The organism is Candidatus Solincola tengchongensis (genome assembly GCF_015711935.1).
Lineage (GTDB): Bacteria > Actinomycetota > Geothermincolia > Geothermincolales > RBG-13-55-18 > Solincola_A > Solincola_A tengchongensis.
Window position 1 is genome coordinate 81,914 of the sequence record NZ_MU158678.1, and the last position, 18,546, is coordinate 100,459.

At 63.0% G+C, this 18,546-nt stretch carries 11 protein-coding genes and 1 tRNA gene; 7 read left to right on the forward strand and 5 right to left on the reverse strand.

From position 1 onward, the window contains the following. Nucleotides 1–365: 365 nt before the first annotated feature. Nucleotides 366–1,505, forward strand: a complete 1,140-nt coding sequence (nifS, locus tag H7007_RS12580; RefSeq protein WP_287155664.1) for a cysteine desulfurase NifS — start codon at nt 366–368, stop codon at nt 1,503–1,505. A 61-nt stretch (nt 1,506–1,566) separates the two neighbouring features. Here nifS and H7007_RS12585 read toward each other — a convergent pair whose 3' ends face one another. Next, nucleotides 1,567–1,980, reverse strand: a complete 414-nt coding sequence (locus H7007_RS12585) for a tetratricopeptide repeat protein (RefSeq protein WP_287155665.1) — start codon at nt 1,978–1,980, stop codon at nt 1,567–1,569. Nucleotides 1,981–2,350: 370 nt separating this feature from the next. Here H7007_RS12585 and H7007_RS12590 point away from each other — a divergent pair, with 370 nt between their 5' ends. After that, a complete protein-coding gene (locus H7007_RS12590; RefSeq protein WP_287155666.1) occupies nt 2,351–3,943 on the forward strand; it encodes a long-chain-fatty-acid--CoA ligase in 1,593 nt (530 codons plus the stop codon). 162 nt (nt 3,944–4,105) lie between these two features. Here H7007_RS12590 and H7007_RS12595 read toward each other — a convergent pair whose 3' ends face one another. Together H7007_RS12595 and H7007_RS12600 are read right to left on the reverse strand one after the other, a co-directional pair. Further along, entirely contained in the window at nt 4,106–5,401 is a 1,296-nt protein-coding gene (locus H7007_RS12595; protein ID WP_287155668.1) for an NADH:flavin oxidoreductase, read from the reverse strand. 203 nt (nt 5,402–5,604) lie between these two features. After that, a complete protein-coding gene (locus H7007_RS12600; protein WP_287155669.1) occupies nt 5,605–6,702 on the reverse strand; it encodes an RnfABCDGE type electron transport complex subunit D in 1,098 nt (365 codons plus the stop codon). 910 nt (nt 6,703–7,612) lie between these two features. On the opposite strand from H7007_RS12600, the gene H7007_RS12605 reads away from it, so the two are divergent. Both H7007_RS12605 and H7007_RS12610 read left to right on the forward strand, forming a co-directional pair. Continuing rightward, nucleotides 7,613–7,688, forward strand: a tRNA-Gly gene (locus H7007_RS12605). Between the two features lie 521 nt (nt 7,689–8,209). Continuing rightward, the gene (locus H7007_RS12610) at nt 8,210–9,358 is read left to right on the forward strand and encodes a hypothetical protein (protein WP_287155670.1); all 1,149 of its coding nucleotides are present in this window, start codon (nt 8,210–8,212) and stop codon (nt 9,356–9,358) included. A 335-nt stretch (nt 9,359–9,693) separates the two neighbouring features. Here the strand turns inward: H7007_RS12610 and H7007_RS12615 are convergent, their stop codons facing one another. Both H7007_RS12615 and H7007_RS12620 read right to left on the reverse strand, forming a co-directional pair. Beyond that, nucleotides 9,694–10,545, reverse strand: coding sequence for an SDR family NAD(P)-dependent oxidoreductase (locus H7007_RS12615; protein WP_287155672.1), 852 nt, complete (start codon nt 10,543–10,545; stop codon nt 9,694–9,696). 119 nt (nt 10,546–10,664) lie between these two features. Further along, a complete protein-coding gene (locus tag H7007_RS12620; protein ID WP_287155673.1) occupies nt 10,665–11,669 on the reverse strand; it encodes an iron-containing alcohol dehydrogenase in 1,005 nt (334 codons plus the stop codon). Nucleotides 11,670–12,387: 718 nt separating this feature from the next. Here H7007_RS12620 and H7007_RS12625 point away from each other — a divergent pair. The 3 genes from H7007_RS12625 to H7007_RS12635 all read left to right on the forward strand — a co-directional run bounded on the left by H7007_RS12625 (nt 12,388) and on the right by H7007_RS12635 (nt 17,977). Next, nucleotides 12,388–13,386 carry a protease inhibitor I42 family protein gene (locus tag H7007_RS12625; RefSeq protein ID WP_287155674.1) on the forward strand — a complete coding sequence of 333 codons (999 nt, stop codon included), beginning with the start codon at nt 12,388–12,390 and terminating at the stop codon, nt 13,384–13,386. A gap of 295 nt (nt 13,387–13,681) precedes the next feature. Beyond that, complete coding sequence (locus tag H7007_RS12630) at nt 13,682–16,801, forward strand: 5'-nucleotidase C-terminal domain-containing protein (protein ID WP_287155675.1); 3,120 nt, start codon at nt 13,682–13,684, stop codon at nt 16,799–16,801. 729 nt (nt 16,802–17,530) lie between these two features. After that, a complete protein-coding gene (locus H7007_RS12635; RefSeq protein ID WP_287155676.1) occupies nt 17,531–17,977 on the forward strand; it encodes a DUF3221 domain-containing protein in 447 nt (148 codons plus the stop codon). Nucleotides 17,978–18,546 lie beyond the last annotated feature (569 nt).

Genomic DNA, 18,546 nt, shown 5'->3' on the forward strand with positions numbered 1-18,546 from the left:
TTCCTTTTCTTCGGCGGCGAGCCCCTCGCGGGGAGAGGTGCGGGACGGGACTCTCCGCGGCCATCATCCTCCCTCCTTCACGGTCTCCCCGCGGGAAGCTCCTCGCATCGCCGCCCCGAATGAGGGGCCGCATCGCGGTAGACCCGCGCGGCGATCCCTCACCGTGCCTTTGTCCAGCCGAGTCCCTTTTCCGGCTGCCCGGATCCTGCCAACATCTTAAACCCTGTTGCCCGCGAGTTGAAACCCAGAAGCCCGGGGGCTCCTGCCTGCCGTGCATCCGGGCTTTCCAAGGCGGCAGGAGGCGTCCGCCGTCCCCCGGCGGACGGGTGGTCTGGTATATAATCCATGACATGAGAAGGATATATATGGATCATGCCGCCACCACCCCGCTCCATCCGGCGGTCACCGAGGCCATGCTCCCTTACCTCGGGGAACGTTTCGGCAACCCCTCCAGCGTGTATACGGAGGGGCGGGAAGCGCGCAGGGCCGTGGAGGAAGCCCGCGCCAGAGTGGCCGGGGCGCTGGGGGCGGACCCCTCGGAGGTCTTCTTCACCAGCGGGGGGACGGAGGCCGACAACCTGGCCATAATCGGGGTGGCGCGCGCCCTTCGGGAAAGGGGAGACCACGTCGTCACCACGGCCGTGGAGCACCACGCCGTGCTCGAGCCCTGCCGCTATCTGGAAAAAAACGGCTATCGGGTGACTTATCTTCCGGTGGACGGGACGGGTATGGTGGACCCGGACGAGGTGCGCAGAGCCATCACCCCGGGGACCATCCTGGTCTCGGTGATGCACGCCAACAACGAGGTGGGCACCATCCAGCCCGTGGAGGAGATATCGACCATATGCCGGGAGGCCGGGGTGTACTTTCACTGCGACGCCGTGCAGACGGTGGGCGCTCTGGAGGTGAACGTGGACCGGCTGGGAGCGGACCTGCTCTCGGTGTCCGCGCACAAGCTCTACGGGCCCAAGGGGGTGGGCTGCCTCTACGTCAGGCGGGGAACGGAGATCACGAGCCTCCTCCTGGGAGGGGGACAGGAAAAGGGGATGCGTTCGGGAACGGAGAACGTGGCCGGCATAGTGGGCTTCGGGGTGGCCATGGAGCTGGCCGCCGCGGAGTGGAGGGAGCGCTCGGAGCACGTGCGACCCCTGCGGGACCGACTCGTGGAGGGAATACTCGGCAGCATACCTCGCTCCAGCCTCAACGGTCATCCGGAGAGGCGGCTACCCAACAACGCCAATTTCATCTTCGACTTCATCGAGGGGGAGGCCATCTGCCTGCGGCTGGATTTTCTGGGAATTGCCGCCTCCACGGGTTCCGCTTGCAGCTCGGAGAGGGGGGAAGCCTCCCATGTCCTCCTGGCCCTGGGGATTCCTCCGGAGCGTGCGCACGGCAGCCTGCGCCTCACCCTGGGGAGGGAGAACACGGAGGAGGACGTGGATTACCTCCTGGAAAACCTGCCCAGAGTGGTGGAGGACCTCCGGGCCATGTCCCCACTGGCCTGAGCCCCTTTCTTATTGGCAAAATATGGCTTTTTGATAGAATAGCGTGCGGAGGGGATGGGGATCAGGCCTTACGCTTGCCCTTGAGGCGTTTCAGCCGGTCGAGGGCTTCCCGGCTGTCCGGGTTCAGGCGCAGGGCGCGGCGATAGTCCTCCCGGGCCGATGCGAAGTCCCCCTCGTCGTAGTGAAGGTCTCCCCGGAAGATGTAGGTGACCGCGGAGCGAGGCTCCAGGGCTATGGCCCGGTTGAAATCCTGCCTGGCCTTCTCCCGCTCGCCCTTGCAGTGGTATAGCTTGCCGCGGTTCAGATAACACAGGAAGAGGTCGGGATCGAACTCCAGCACCTTGGTGTATTCCTCGATGGCCGCGTCTATCCTGCCCTCCGCGGCGTGGATGGAGGCCATGCTCAACCGAGTGATGGCCAGGCCGGCGTTGAACAGCTCTATGTCGAACAGGTCATAATCCTCGTCCATGTGCATCTATCGTCTCCCGCCTCACGTGTTTCTTCTAGAATCCAGTATAGATTCCATCCCCTGCCGAAGAAAAGCGGCGGAATGGCCCGGCTGAGAGGCCGCGAGCTCCCCCGGCCGTTTCCAGGCATGCCTCGGCGGCCGGCCTCGCGATGAGCCGACCGAGCCGCTTATCCCCTCTTTGGGAAAGGAAAATCGGATGATACGCCGGTCGTGGTCGTGTTATAATTCACTCGCTTCGGAGGGAAAGAGCACGGTGTGAGGCCTCGTCCGCTTGTGTGCGTGGAAAAGGGGGTGATGCACCGGAAGGCGAAGGCGTGCTCTGGATTCGGCGGCGTCGGACCTACAAGTCCATGGATGCAGGGAAGGAGGTAAACTCATGGACGAACACTGGAAGCTCGAGTACAACCTCATGCGCCGCATGAACATCGGCGACCTCCCCAAGCGCACCGCGGCCCGCTGTCCCGACAAGGTGGCCCTGGTGTATAAGGACCGCAGTATAACCTTCCGGGAGCTCAACGAGAACTGCTGCCGCATGGCCCACGTCTTCGAACGGTTGGGCGCCCGCAAGGGGGACCGCATCACCTTCATGACCCACAATTGCCTGCAGTACATCTATTCCTGGCTGGGAGCCTGCAAGATCGGATGCGTCATCAACCCCCTCAATTTCATGCTCAAACCTCACGAGATAGAGTATATCGTCAACGATGCCGAGTCCCGGCTCTTCTTCGTGGAGGACATCCTCATACCCCAGGTGCAGGCGGCTGCGCCCAACCTGAAGACGGTAGAGAAGTACGGGGTCATCCACATCAACGCAACGGACACGGAGATTCCCGAGGGCTGGGTGAGCCTGGACCGGCTCTTCGAGGAGACGGAAGACACCTCCGAACCCTTGGTGGAGACGGACGACGAGGACATGTGCTCCCTCATGTATACCAGCGGTACCGAGTCTCTCCCCAAGGGGGTCATGAACACCCACCGCAACTTCTTCCACACCCTCATGAGCGGCATCGCCGATCTGAACATACGCAAGGACGACGTGGCCCTGCTCTCCATCCCCCTCTACCACGTGGCGGGGAAGTACCTGCTCCTGGAGTTCATCAACGTGGGGGCCAAGCTGGTCCTGGAGTACGCCCCCAACCCGCTGGAGATACTGGAACTTACCCAGAAGGAGAAGGTGACCTACTGGGTTTATCCGCCCACTCTTTACCAGGTCCTTCCATCCATGCCCGATTTCGGGAAGTACGACCTCTCCTCGCTCAAGAAGTTCATCTCCTTCGGAGCGGTCATGCCCGTGCCCCTGCTGAAGCAGTGGAAGGAGATGTTCCCGGACTCGGAATGGAGGAATTATTACGGACAGACGGAGTCCACTCCCCTGGGCTCCACCCTGCAGCCGGAGGACTTCGAGGCCAAGATCGATTCCATCGGCACCCCGCACACCGGCGTGGAGATCAAGATATTCGACGACGACGACAACGAGCTGCCCGTGGGTGAGGTGGGGGAGATCGTGATGCGCAGCCCCTCGGTGATGAAGGGGTATTACAAGATGGAGGAGAAGACCGCTGAGACCCTGCGGGGAGGCTGGCTGCACACCGGGGACCTCGGCCGCTTCGACGAGGACGGCTTCCTCTACTTCGTGGACCGCAAGAAGGACATGATCAAGTCCGGCGGCGAGAACGTGGCCTCCAAGGAGGTGGAGGACACCATCATCGCCCACGAGAAGGTGATGCAGGTGGCGGTGATCGGCCTGCCCGACGAGTACTGGATGGAGGCGGTAACCGCCGTGGTAGTCCCCTATCCGGGAGTGGAGGTCTCCGAGGTGGAGATCATCTCCTACTGCAAGGAGAGGCTTGCCGGATACAAGGTCCCCAAGCGGGTCTTCGTCATGGCCATGGAGGACCTGCCGGTGCTCCCCAGCGGTAAGATCCTGAAGCGCGAGTTGCGCAGGATGCTCTCCGAGAAGAAGGAATAGCCGGATTCACGCTACTGGGAAGGCCTGTTGCCACGGCCGGGACCACGCGTCCCGGCCGTTTTTCATCCCCCGGTTCCGCGACCTCCTCAGAGCAGGGATCGGATGCCGTGCGGCCATCCCTTGAGGCGCGTGATCTTGGGTGGGGGTGTAACGTATTGCCTCTCATGCGGTTTGGTCCGGTGGAGGGCTCCATGCCGTATGCCGAAGGCCTTCCGGCCTTTGCGCCGTTTCCCATCGGCGTGGTCGCATGCGCCTCAGGGACGTCTCCCGGTAGCAGGCCACGGGAAGCTCGTAAGTGATGGCCACGATGCAGCGGTTGCAGGATGTGCATGAGGCTCCGCTGGCCCGGCCCTGGCGAAACTTCCGTACCAGGTCGGGTTCCCGGATGAGGGGCCGGCAGAGGGAGACGAAATCGGCCTCGCCTTCTGTCAGGAGTTCCCGTATCCGTTCCAGGGTGCGCAGGCCTCCCACCAGGATGAGCTTGCCCCGTCCCAGGAAGGGCCTCACGGCCCTCGCCGCTTCCAGGTTGTAGGCCTCCACCAGGTCGTGTCTCCCCACCTCGCGGCGCATGAGGAGATAAGCTGGGAATTTTTTCCACCAAGGAGATATGTACACCATCTCCCGCAGGGGGACCTCGCCGCGCAAGGTCTCCAGGAAGTTGAACCAGCCTCCGCGGCTTATCTCCACCGCGTCCACCCCCATCCCACTCATCCATTCCACGTACCTGGCCGCGAGGGATGGCGTGATGCCTTCTTGCGGCGTGCAATCGTCGGCATTCAGCTTGACCAGCAGCGGACGCTCCGGGGGCAGGATCTCCCTGACGGCTCTGATGATCTCCCCGAGGAAACGGAAACGCCTCTCGTCATCCCCGCCCCAGGCGTCATCCCGGCGGTTGAAGAAGGGGGAGAGGAACTGGTTCACGAGGTAGCCGTGAGCGGCGTGAATCTGCACCCCGTCCGCCCCGGCCTCCACCGCCCGCCGGGCTGCCTCCCGGAAGGCAGTGAGGACCTCGAGAATCTCCGCTTCGGTCATCCTGCGGGGTTTGACCAGGAAAAGGGGATCCCTGCGATGATCGGAGGGCCCCATGGGCCGGGATGCGATCAATTTCCTTGTGGTTTGCCTTCCGGCATGGGAGATCTGGAAGACTATTCTCCCGCCTTCGCCGTGAACCTCTTCCACAAGCCTGCGGAGGCCGGGTACCAGCCCGTCCGCGTAGATTCCGGTCTGGAAGGCATGCGCCTTGCCCGAGGGTTGGACGTACATGTGCCCGGTGATGATCAACCCCACTTCGCCGCGGGCAAGGCGGCGGTACCTCTCCACCAGCCGGTCGGTGACCTCGCCCGAGGATGTAGCCATGTTCTCGCAGGTGGCGCTGTGCACGAAGCGGTTGGGCAGCTCCAGCCCCCCAATGTTCCCGGGACGGAAGAGGTCCCTTTCGCCGGTAATGCTCTCGGTCATGACCACCACACCTCACCGGGCATGCATATGCCCGGAGGCCACCGAAACACCCAGAGTACCTTATCATAGCCGAATCCCTTCAGAAAACCTGGAGACGGCTATGCTGTGATGGCAGGCGGTGACAGGGGTCCACACGGATTGTCGTGGACCACAGCTCGGTTCCTCGCCGGGCTCGCGGGAGGGGTTCCGGTACGGCCCGGTGTTCAGGGCCTGCCGAGATTGAGGACGCGCCACCTCGGCTCGCCGAAGCGCGGCCTGACCACCAGGCGGTCGATGACCCGGCTGAGGAGATTCCAGTTGAGTATGGCCACGGCCACCGCTTCCGGATGGAAATCCATGCTGCGCAGCACGGCAACGGTCACCCCGATGCCCAGGGCGTAGATCCACACCCCGTCGTTGTTCATGGGGCTGGTGACCCAATCGGTGGCCATGAAGAAGGCCCCCAGGACCAGGGCTCCGCTGAGCAGCTGGTAAAGGGGGTCCCTTCCGGCCGCCAGGTTGAAGAGGGTGAAGGAGGCCAGGATGCCCACGGGGATGCGCCAGTTTATGGTCCCTCGCCAGATCAGATAGAGGCCTCCAAGGACCAGGGCGAGAATGGATACCTCCCCGATGCTCCCGCTCCTGAGGCCCAGAAAGAGCGAGAGGGAGGTCGGCCTGCCGGCGGGAGTGAGCCATACGGCGCCCACCGGAGTGGCCCCGGTAACGGCGTTCGACAACCGGCCCGCATGGAGGAGGGAAAGGGGGGTGGCGGCGTTCACGGCATCGAGCCTCACTCCGGAGAAGGTCCGGTAGATGACGGCTCCGGCGGCGCGGTCGACGACGTGTGTGCTCACAGGGGTGAAGAATCCCACCTGCCTCCAGAAGAAGGGTTGCGCGAATTTCGACAGGTACACCGAGAGCGGGGTGAACATGATGATCACCCGGGCGAGCAGAGCGGGGTTGAATACGTTGTTCCCCAGCCCTCCGAAGAGTTCCTTCCCAAGGGCCACGGCCAGGAAGGCTCCCGCCGCGGCCACCCACAGCGGCGTCGTGGGGGGGAGCAGGAAAGCGAAGAGCAGGCCGGTCACCACGGCGCTGAGGTCATAGAGCGTTATCCTGCGCCGCGGGAGCGCGCGCAGGAGCAGCTCCGTGAGCACGGCGGCCACGATGCTCACGGAGACCAGGTAGACGACGTTCATGCCGAAGACCACCGTCGCCACCGCCAGAGCGGGGAGGAGGGCGACGATCACGTGCAGCATGGCGCGGGGAATCGAGCTCCCAGCTTTGTGCAGATGGGGTGGTGGGCTTGCTCCACCGCTCAACGCTCCACCTCGTCCTTTCTTGAATGGCGGCGTCCGCCGGCGCCCAATCCCACGAAGTTCATGGCGAGGATTCCAAGGAGCGGCGCCAGGTAGAGGAGGGCTGAGGTCTTACCTTTCCCCTCCTTTGGCGGCTTCGGGTTCGGCACATCGTCCTCCTCCTTCTCATCGTCCTCCGGTTTCGGTGCGGGGGGTTTCGTCTTCCCCGTTCCGGGGGCTGGTGAGGGCCCGGTCTCCGTGTCCGGGGATGGGGTGGGCGCCGGGTTTGGCGGCGGCGCAGGAGAGGGTCCGGTCTCCAGATCCGGCGGTGGGGTAGACCCCGTGCCCGGGGCAGGTGCTGGCGAGGGCCCGGTCTCCAGGTCAGGAGGCGGAGTGCTCCCCGTTCCGGGCGCAGGTGAGGGCCCCGTGACCATGTCGGGGGCTGCATTTGTTCCTCGATGGGCCGCAGGAGACGCGCCGGCGTTCATGTCGGTCGCGGTACCGCTCTCCGAGAACCCGAAGATCGGGGAAGCCGAGGCCAAGAGGTCCGGCTCGCTTTCCCCGGGAGCGGGTGAAGCGGCGGTGGTCGTGTCCGCGACCGTCTCGCTTCCCCCCGGAGGGGACGCGGAGGAGAAAGTATCCTGCCCGTTTTCCTTCGTCCCGTTTCCGTGGTAGCGGCCTCCGACGGATACACCTAGGGTCACCGCTACGATTACCGCATAGGCGAAAAAGCCCGCCAGGAACCTTGTTTTGGCCGACCTTTTCAAGATTCCTCCGATCCACGAGTGAGATTTTATAAAATAATCGAGATATTCACCTGAACCTCCATGACGATTGTCAATTTCCGTGGATATCGACAGATCCCGCTTATGGAATCTGGCGAAAGGGCGTGAAAACGGTGTTGATGCTTGTGTTATAATATGCACCAGAAAGGGCGGGTCTAGCTCAGTTGGCAGAGCGCGAGCTTCCCAAGCTCGAGGCCGCGGGTTCGATCCCCGTGACCCGCTCCAGAGCATTAGCTGGAGGCGAGTGGCTCCAGCTTTACTTTTTTCCTGCTGCAACGCCCTCCATTTCATTAGCCCCTCCCTTCTTGCCGTTTTCCGGGAGTCGCGGGCGCGTAGTGGTTGGGTAGCGCACGTGACGGCGGGTCAGGGCCGACGGCGTGGTGCCCGGTTCCGTGGATCGGCAACCGTGCCTCCCGCTCTTCTCTTCATGTCTCCCCAGTTGGTGGGGTCGGCATCTCCATGTCCGAAACCGCGGCGACGGGAAAAGGGCAGCCGGGCAGCGCCGAACCCGGGAGGAAGAAGCCGCTTTGAAGAGGGCACATGGGAGCGAAGGGCGCAGAGGATTCCCGGGTTTCCCGCCGGCGGGAAAACCTGCAGCCTTCTCCTCCCGTTCCGGCGCCGCGCATCCCGAGTCGGGCGAGCTCCTCTTGTTGCGTGTGAGCTTCGCGAATTCATGTTTTTTCACGGGATATGTAAAATCTGGTTGGGCGTGGCCTATCCGGCCGGAGGACAAGGATGGTGTGCGGATGAGGCGGAAGTTCTCGGAGATATCGGGGACAGAACCGGTGACCGTTGGCCTCATGGCTACCGACGAGGCCTCGAGAGGACTGATGGAGGAGTTCCTCCCCCATATCCTGGCCGAGTTGAAGACTCACTTCCCCGAATTTACCTGGAAGGTGGAGGTGGCACCAGACACGGCCCTCGTGGCCGGATCCTTGAGTCCCGTGAAGATGATCGACCTCGCCTACCTGGAGCTTCTGGAAAGGCGGTGGGACTTCTGCGTGGTGATGACCGGGGGGAGGTTGGATTCCCGGGAGAGCCCGTCTGCCTGGCTGATGGCCTCCGTGAGCCACTCCTCCGCGGTCATCTCCCTCCACGGGCTGCAGTCACTCCCGGGTGGCAGGGAGGCGACCAAGACCCTCTTCCTCAACCTTTTCCTAGAGGCATTGGCCAGGTTGAACGGGGTGAGGAGAGCCGAAGTGCCCGCGTTGCTGCGGGAGGAGAAAGTGCTCCCGTACGATACCCGGGCGATGGAGAAGATTTCCATGCACCTGAGGGAGCTCGTCGAGGCAGTCCCCCGGGAGGAGCTGCGGGAGATGTCGAGGCTGGCCTGGTACCTGAGGATCGTGTTCAGACATCCCGTATGGGTGGCCAGGTCGGTGACGTCCCTCCGACCATGGGCCATGGTCTACCGTTCCACTCGCCTCCTCTTCGCCTCGCTGGCCACCACCATCCTCTCCCTGATGACCATCGAGTTCTGGGACCTCGGGATGGGCCAGAACATCTGGAGAACGGCCCTTCTGGCCGTCGGGCTGATACTTCTGGCCACCCTTTTCGTGATCTGGAAACACCGCCTGTTGTTGCGGAGAGAGGGGGAGATGCTCAGTGTGCACGCAGCGGTTTTCGACGTGGCCACCCTCATCAGCGTGTTCTTGGGCTTCGCCCTCCTCTTCGCCTTACTCTTCGCCTTGAACGTCTTCCTCTCCATGGCCCTCTTTCCGCGCGCCCTTGTGAGCAGGTGGCTGGCCCTGGACACGGAGAAGGTCCCGCTCTCCGCCTATTTCCGGGTCTCCCTCTTCGTCAGTTGCTTGGCGTTGATCGTGGGAGCCCTGGGGGCCGGCCTGGAGGACAGCGAGTACTTCCGCTTCATGCTCTACGGCAGCCGCAAGGGATGATCTCAAACCGGCCACACCCAGATAGCCGGTCCATCCCCGGGAGGGCGTGACTCTGCCGCCGCCCGACGACGTTGAGGGAGATTCCAGGCGCCCCCTTCATGGAGGGCCTTGAACGCTCAGGCGAGGGCGGCTTTCCTTCCTCTCGGGTATCTGTGGCTCTTTCCCCTGGGTCGGCGGTGACTATGGGACGAGAATCCCCGCTCCTGCCTTTCCCCGACGCGGCTTTTGAGTCTCGGAATCCCCGCCACCCCGTTTGCCCTCTCCTATGGAGGGAATGCTTGGAAGAAGCCTTCTTTACGCCGCTCTTTCTCGAAACCTCACCTTGAGCCGTGGACTCAGGGCCGGGCTCCGAAGAAGCGGTGCAGTATCCCTTTCCTCCAGAGGAAGCGGAAGAGAGCGTGGTACAGTTGAGGGGAGATGCGTTTGAGGACATACTGCGGCCCGGAGTGCGACCAGGGGACGAGCATGATGCCGATGTCCTTCTCCAGGGCTTTCAGTCCTGCCGCCGCCACGACGGAGGGGTCCACGCCCCGCGTGGCGTAGAACCTCTCGATCTCCGGTTTGGCGCTCCTCCCCTGCGAGTTGTAGAGGTAGATCCTCCCGTTGCGGATGATGTTGGTGTTGATGAAACCGGGACAGAGGAGGCTCACCCGGATGCCGTGCTCGTAGAGCTCCATGCGCAGGGTCTCCCCTAGGCCCACCACCCCGTACTTGCTGGTCTGGTAGGCGGCCATTCCCGGTATGGAGACCAGCCCGGCGTCGCTGGCGGTGATCAATATGGAGCCGCTACCGCGCTGGATCATATGGGGGACGAAGGCATGGAGGGTATAGATGCATCCCCAGAGGTTGACGCCCAGCACCCATTCCCAGTCCTCGAGAGAGGTCTCCACGAAACGGCCTCCCAGGCCCACGCCGGCGTTGCTGCACAGGATGTCCACGTAGCCCCAGTCGGAGAGAAAGCGCTCGGCGAACCTCTTCACCTCCTCCCAACGCGAGTGGTCCACGCGGTAGCCGCGGGCCTGGACGCCCTTCCCCTTGAGTTCCTCCACAACCTGGCCTATGCGCTCGGGAACGATGTCCGTTATGGTCACCCGGCATCCCGCATCCCCAAGGGCGTGGGCCAGCGCCCTCCCGATGCCGGAACCGCCCCCGGTGACGATGGCCGTCTTTCCCTCGAAGAATCCCATCTCCGACCTCCTGCCATAAGACCGTTTCCTTGTCCTGCCCGGTCGGCCGCGAGGTTTCTTGCCTCCCGCGCATGTGCCCTCAAGGCCAGCCCAAGATCCTCATCCCATACCCCCAAACTTTAGAGCCTTGAGGCAAGGATGGCAAACCTCTCCTCCGCAGGCAGGGTGACGGGGTTGTCCTTGAGAGAGGTTTCCTCGGCCAACCGATGCAGGTCCTTCTCCTCGATTCCGAAAGCCGAAAGCCGGGGTATGCGCATTTCCTCCGACCACTTCTCGAGCGTATTCAGTAGGACACGGCAGCCTTCCCGGCCGTCCTTTACCGCCTTCCCGGAGAGCACCTCCCCCGCTTTAGCATATTTTTCCAGAAAACGGCCCGGCTCGCCGGAACGCCGGGAAAGGGCCTCCACGTTGGCCCTGGTCACGGCGGCGAGAAGGCCTTCCCTCACCTTCTCCATGCCGCTGAGCGCCAGGGCGTCGGTAAGGGGTCCGGAACGGGGTGAGAGAAATGCCTCCAGGAGTTGGGTGAGGGCGTCCATGCCGCAGGCGGCGGTGAGTTCAGCGGGGCAGGTCAGGGTCAGCTCGGGGTCCACGAGGGCCAGGTCGGGAAAGAGGGAAGGGTGGCGGAGAGACCTCTTGAAACCATTTTCCCCCACCCGGCTGATGACCGCGTTGTTGGTGGCCTCGCTTCCCGTGCCCGCCGTGGTGGGCACGGCGATGAAGGGGAGACGCTTCCCGGGGTGCGCCGCCTTCCCAACCCCCTCCAGGTAGTCCTCCACCGGGTCGCCCAGTGGGAGCATGGCGGACACCGCTTTGTCGGCGTCCAGCACGCTTCCTCCACCCACGGCCACAACGAGGTCGATGCCCTTACCGCGGTGCTCGAGGACCGCCCGGTCCACCGTTTCCGGGGAGGGTTCGCCGCGGACCCCAAGGCGGTGAACCTCCAGGGACCTTCGCGACAGTTCCCGGAGCATCTCGTCCAGGCGCCCGGATCGCTGCAGGGAGGAAGCGCCGGTCACCAGGAGCACGCGCCTTCCGAGGAAAGCCGCCTCCTCGCCCAGCCGGCGTAAAACGCCCGGCCCGAAGACCACGCGCGGAGACCTACCGAATTCCCACCCAGCCTTCAAGGGTGTCACCCCCCGGGATGCCGATCCTTTTCATGAAGGCAAACCCTTCTCGCCGGAGCGACGGGAAGCGCGGTTTATTTCCAACATCGCCACCAAATGCCCATGGGTGGACTTCATGGGACACTTCGACCATCACCACATACGCAGAGCCGCTCTTTAAAGAATTTTAATATGCCCGCAGTGGAATGGATGACTTTCGTGGGATTCCATGGTCAACGTGCGCAGGCCACCTCGATTTCTCCATCCCCAGTACGGAACTTGCATGCGTCGAAGACGTTCACTGGGCTATAGGGCAGGGATGACAGGGCGGGATCTGCCCGAGTGGAAGGGAAGGCATATGATGTGGCGGCTTGCCATACGAGAAAACGGTCCATCATCCGCCGCTTCATGGGAGGATGCCGTGCCCAACGTTCACCCTGCTCCTCGTCCCTGTAAGACCTGAACATGCGGGCCTATCCCTGTACATCAAAGGGCATGACCGAGGTCGATCGTTTCTGGCGAAGGGTCCCCTTCCGCGATCCGTCCGGCTACAGCTTCTTTCTGCCCTGGTGTGAAAGGGAATGGATATGGAAATAGGAACAGGCCTGACACAAAAGGGTTGCATTGTTCTGCCGGGCGGAGACTCTCTCCGGGCGGTTCGGCCTCTATGCTATAATCCTCTGGGTCGGGGAGATAAGAGGTGGCCTGCGGAAGGCCGTGCGGAAGGAGGGACCAGGAAATGAAACCCAGAATCGCAGTATCGCTCTCAGCCGTCTTCCTCGCCGCCGTCCTTGCCCTAACCACAGCGGGGTGTAAGGTGGGGGGTGGAGCCGCCGAATATCGGGATCCTTCCGTGCCCATAGTAGTTGAGAAGGGTGAGGAGTTCACCATCGTCCTGGAATCGAATCCCTCCACCGGTTACCGCTGGCAGCTTGGGAAGGAGTTGGACGAGAAGGTGGTGACCCTCCAGAAGGTGGAGTTCGAGGAGCCGGAGGCGGAGCGTCGGGGACTGGCCGGCGAGGAGAGATGGACCTTCAAGGCCGCAGGGCTGGGACACGCGGAGATAGTTCTGGAACACGTTCCCTCATGGGAGAAGTTTCCTGTGGAGGAAGCACCTGAGGGCAAAGCGGAGGGAGCGGGGTTTGGAGAGGAACCAAAGGGCGTCAAATCCGGGGAGACGGGCGCTGCCACTGCGCCCAAGGAGTGGAGTGCTCCCACCTCGGTGACGGAAGGAGCTTCCGAACACGCCGGGAGCGAGGAGGTGGTCGCGCCTAAAGAGTGGAGCGCACCCACCTCCGCGAAAGCGGGTGAGGTTCCAGAGGGAATTTCAGCCGAGACGTTGACCTTCTCGGTATGGGTCAAGGAGAAGGGCGCCCGGGACAAGGAGCCCAAGAAGTACAAGGACCCCGCGGAGATCGTGAAGCTCAAGGAGGGTTACAGGTTTTCCGTGATCCTCGAATCCGACCCCACCGCCGGACGGCGTTGGGAACTGGCCGAGCCCCTTGACGAAGGGCTGCTCTCCCTGGTGAGCGTGACCTTCGAGGCCAAGGGCGGGAGTCACGTGGAAGGCGAGGAGGAGACGGGTGCCCCCGGCGAGGAGACCTGGACCTTCGAGGCCCTTCGCCCGGGAGAGACGAGTGTGGCTCTCAAATCCAGGGAGGGGGAGAAGAGTGGCGAAACGCTGGTGTTCAAGGTGGAGATAGAGGGGGTCGGAAGCGGAGAGTCCTCCGCTCACTGAACGGCGAGAGTCAACGACTGGTAAAGATTGGCAACAAGGCCCGCACGGAGCGGGCCTTTTTCTTACATTTTAAAGCAGGTTGTTCAGGCGATTCCGCTTACGATGCTCTCGCATTTTTTGCCATATCAAGTTTACAAACATTGAACGGGTGAAATAGAATAAATGACGTAGCCGACCGGGGAGAAAAGGAATGATGGGAGAAAATCATACCTTATGGTATGCGGATATATGTTGTGTTTTTTATTTTTAAGAAAGGGAGGTGGGATCCTTGGCGGCACAACGGATAAGAAGGTCCATGGCGGTTATCGCCTGCCTGTTCCTGACGTTGAGTGTGGTGTTCTTGCTCGTTCCCATTGAGAGATCTCGAGCCGCAAACGGCACGAGCCTGAAATTCACCATCCTGCACACCAACGACGAGCATTCCGAGCTCATACCCTACGGGCCGGCCATCGATTATCCCGACCATCCCACTAAGGGAGGCTTCGACCGCGTAGCCCATGAGATCGCCTCCATCAAGGCGGAGAAGGCCGCAGCGGGAGAACCCGTGCTCACCCTGAGCGGGGGCGATTTCTCGCAGGGCACCCTCTTCGCCTGGCTGGAGACCATGGCCGCGGCGGAACTCTCCCTCATGCAGGCTGTGGGCTACGACGCCGTGGCCCTGGGCAACCACGAGATGGAGCTGGGGCCGGCCTACCGCGCCGCCGCTCTCAACGCGGCCAAGGCCAACGGCGTGACCCTCCCGATTCTCTGCGCCAACATCGACTTCGACGAGGCCAACCCCGCCGACGACAGCCTCGCCGCCCTCTTCTCGGAGACGGACAAGCAGGGAACGGAACTGGCCATCCAGCGCTATACCGTCAAAGAGTTCCCCAACGGGCTCAAGGTGGGCATCTTCGGCCTTTTGGGGGTGGAGGCTGAGGCCCTGGCCCCAGCCGCCGCGCCGGTGAAGTTCGGGAACGTGACCGGCAACCCGGAGGACCCGGTGAGCTTCATCAACCGCGTTCTGGTGGCCCAGAACATGGTGAACACCCTCCGCGCCCAGGGGTGCCAGGTGGTCGTCGCCCTCTCCCACTCCGGAACCCGTGAGGAGACGGAGCTCCCCAAGTGGGTCACGGGCATAGACGTCATCGTGGGCGGCCACAGCCACGACCTCAACTACCCGCCCATAACGGTGGGAAATACGATCATCGTGCAGGCGGGGGCCTACACTTCCCATCTGGGCGTGCTGGAGCTGGAATATGACGGGAGCAAGGTCTCCGTGCGCTCCGCCCAGGCCATCGAGATGAACGACAGCGTAGTCGTCCACCCCGGGGTTGAGGCGGCCATCAACGCTTACAAGGCGGCCCTCAACGGAGCCCTGGGCTTCGACATGCTTGCCCCTTACGCGGAGACGGATTTTGGCGGCAACGGTGGGTTCTACATCAACGATGGTCCTCCCTTTGTGGAGACGAACCTGGGCGACCTCATCACCGATGCCTACCTGCAGACGGCCGCTGCACTCAACCCCGCGGAGCCCCCGGTCCTGGCCTTCGAGGCCAACGGGGTCATAAGGTCCAACATCCCACCGGGGGCGCAGGGCCGCTTCTCCTTTTACGATCTCTACCGTTCCCTTCCCCTGGGAGGCTCGCCCTACGATCCCACCAAGATGGGCTATCCCCTGGTCAGCTTCTACCTCTTCGGCCAGGAGATATGGGGGGTGCTCAACGCCACCCTGGACATGGGCGACAACCAGTTCTTCGTCCAGCTCTCCGGGGGTAGGTACCGGTTCAGGCCCGCCGGGCCCAAGTTCGACAAGACGGATTCCGCAAGGGGGAAGGTGGACTACCTGCTGATAGACGGCGTGGGCCCCATCAACCCCACGGGGCTCTACAAGGTGGCCACCAACTTCTACACCGCTTCCTTCCTTGCCTTGTTCGGCGTCAAACCACGCAACAACGTAGGGGCCCAGGTGGATATCGGGACCACCCGCGTGGACAAGGACCCCGGGACCCCGGGCATTCAGGAGATAAAGTGCTGGGAGGCGCTGGCGGGATACGTGGGCGGGATGCCCGATCTGGACGGCGACGGCCTCAAGAACCTGCTTCCGGATTACCGTTATACGGCCGGCAGGATCAGCACGCCGGACTGGTATCTGGCCGAGGGGGCCACCGCCGGGGGCATGGAGACCTACATCCTGGTCCAGAACCCGGGCGACGACGAGGTGCACGCCCGCATCAAGTTCCTGACCGGGTCGGGAGAGTTCGCTCCCGCCGACCTCCAGGACGTGGTCATTCCCGCCAAGTCCCGCCGCACCTTCCCGGCGAAAATGTGGGTGAGCGGCTACGACGTCTCCACCGTGGTGGAACCCATATCCCCGCGCGGGGCGCAGCTCGTCTGCGAGCGCGCCATGTACGGCAACGGATGGAACTGGGCCCACGACTCCATCGGCGTGACCGGCCCCTTCGAGCCGGCGCCGGAATGGTACTTCGCCGAGGGGTCCACGGGTGGGGACATGGAGACCTGGCTGCTGGTGCAGAACCCCTACGGATCCACCATCCACGTGAACATCACCTTCCAGACCGGCTCGGGGGAGGTGGCGCCCGAGGACCTGAGGAACGTGCCCATCCCCGCAAGGTCGCGCCGCACCTTCTTCGTCAACAGCTGGGTGGACAGCTTCGACGTCTCCATGCGGGTGGAGGCCCTGGACGGGAACGTCATCTGCGAGCGGGCCATGTACGGCGGGGATAGGGCGTGGGCCACGGAGTCCAAGGGGAGCAGCGTTCTCTCCGGTAAATGGTACCTTGCCGAGGGTGCCACCGCCGGGGGCATGGAGACCTACATCCTGGTCCAGAACCCGGGCGACGACCCGGTCCACGTGAACATCGCCTTCCAGACCGGCGGCGGGGAGGTGGCCCCCGCCCAGCTCCAGAACGTGGAGATACCGGGCAAGACCAGGCGCACCTTCCGCGCCAACGACTACGTGACCGGTTATGACGTCTCCACGCTGGTGACCTGTGCGGACGGGGCCGTGGTCGTGGAGCGGGCCATGTACGGTGGCGGTTGGCAATGGGGCCACGCCTCCATCGGCATGGCCGGTTACCCCACGGCGCCTTCGTTATGGTACCTCGCCGAGGGTGCCACCGCCGGGGGCATGGAGACCTACATCCTGGTCCAGAACCCGGGCGACGACCCGGTCCACGTGAACATCGCCTTCCAGACCGGCGGCGGGGAGGTGGCCCCCGCCCAGCTCCAGAACGTGGAGATACCGGGCAAGACCAGGCGCACCTTCCCGGTGAACATGTGGGTCACCGGTTACGACGTGTCCACACTGGTCCAGTGCCTGGACGGCAAAGTAGTGGTGGAGCGCTCCATGTACGGCGGCGGCTGGAAGTGGGGCCACTGTTCGCTGGGTTATTATGCGGGGGGATGGAAATAACTTAGCGAAGAGGGTGGAAATAGACCGACAAAAGGGCCGGGCTCTTTCCCTGCGTGCGGCGATTCCGGAATTCCGGGGGGAAAGCCCGGCCCTTTCCATTACGCCGACCGGCTTGGTTTGCGCAAGAATGCTCCGCTGCGCCTGGGATACGGAGGGCTTATCCGGACACGGGAGGAGCTTCGGGATATCGGCGGAAGCTGCCGGGATCTTCATGAGTGTGGGCCCAGTTCCTGCGTAGGAAGAGCGGTGAGGGTAGCGGTTTCGCTATGAGCTTTTCACGTCCTTACCCGGATGAACTTTTGGTTTAAGATGCCGGTTCGCCGGCTGTGGCCTACCTCCGGCCTTCCCGGCTCCTGAATCTCCTGGAGAATAACGAAGGGCGGTATGTGGAGCCCTTCTCACGGGACGTCCTAAACACGGGCGAAGGGAAGTACGTCGAAGATGCCGCTTTGAAGCAGTCAACGGCCGGATCCCTTCCTCGCTTTTAGTCCGGGTTGATATACAATGACTCTGGCCCTTTCATGTAGATTTTCCCGAGGAGAAGACGGCGTCTGGGATCGACTCTCTCTATCGTGGCCCATGCCGGTTCGAATGAGGTAAAGCATTGCTGTTGGTGCGGGTTGATATACAATTGTCGTGGTCGATCCACAAACATTTTCCGAAGGGAGAAAGCAGCGTCTTGATCGATTCCCCGTGCTCGTTGCACGTTCCGGCACGAAGGAGGTAAAGGTGAGGATCAAGGGTCTGGTACGCGTGATGGCGGTCCGGGCGGCCGTTTTTGTGGTCCTGGCCTCTCTGGCCCTCTCGTTTCTCGCCTGCGGACCGCGGCCGGGAGGGAACCCGCCCTCCGGCGACGGGGATGGGAAGCCGCCGTCGAGCCCGGACATCAGGGGGTACGTCACTCAGGTGGCGGTGCCCATGCCTCCACCCCCGGGCGCCTCGGACACCATGGTGGGGAAGGTCCTGGTGGAGGGAGAGCTGGAGGAGGACACGAGGTACGACAGGGCCTGGGTGACGGTGATGCCGGAGACGCGCATCTACCGCGTTTCGGACGGGAGTGGCGTTTACTTCAACGACCTCGAGAAGGGGGTCAAGGTGGAGGTGTTCTTCACTGGCCCGGTCATGGAGTCCTACCCCGTTCAGGCCACCGCCTCGGAGATCCGCATTCTGGATTGAAATGGTTGCCCCGGCGTGCGCGCGATCATACTCCGGGATACTCAGGAGAGCGGTCCACCCACCGGGTGCGGTGGAGCGTACGGCACAGACCCAAGGACGCGCCTTTCCCGGTCTCCTGGACTTCAACGCCGGCATGTGAGTTCGAGGCGAGAGGGATGATTAAGGATAGCCTGTGGTTGCTACCTTGTCCTCCGAGCATCAGCCCGAAACCAAACGTATCTTCCCACCGGCAGCCTGGACCGTGGATCACGTGGAACCTCATGTGTCGGGGGAGGCTTGTGCACATGGATGGAGTAATGCCCACTGGGAGCAGGAATTCTCGTACAAACGAAGGTTCTCCGGCAGCACGGTGCTTTCGTCGCAGGCCCTTTTCGTCCCTTCCGCTGCTCTTTATCCTCTTCGCCTGCCTCGTCGCTTCCTCCTGCGGCGGGGTAGCGGAAAGCCCTGTCCCTCGCGCGGGGGACATCGTGTGGGCGAAAGAGCTGGGTTCCTCCCTGCAGGAAAGGGGCTATTGCGTTAAGTCAGTCCCGGACGGGGGGTATGTCGTTCTGGGGGACCGGTGTCAGCCG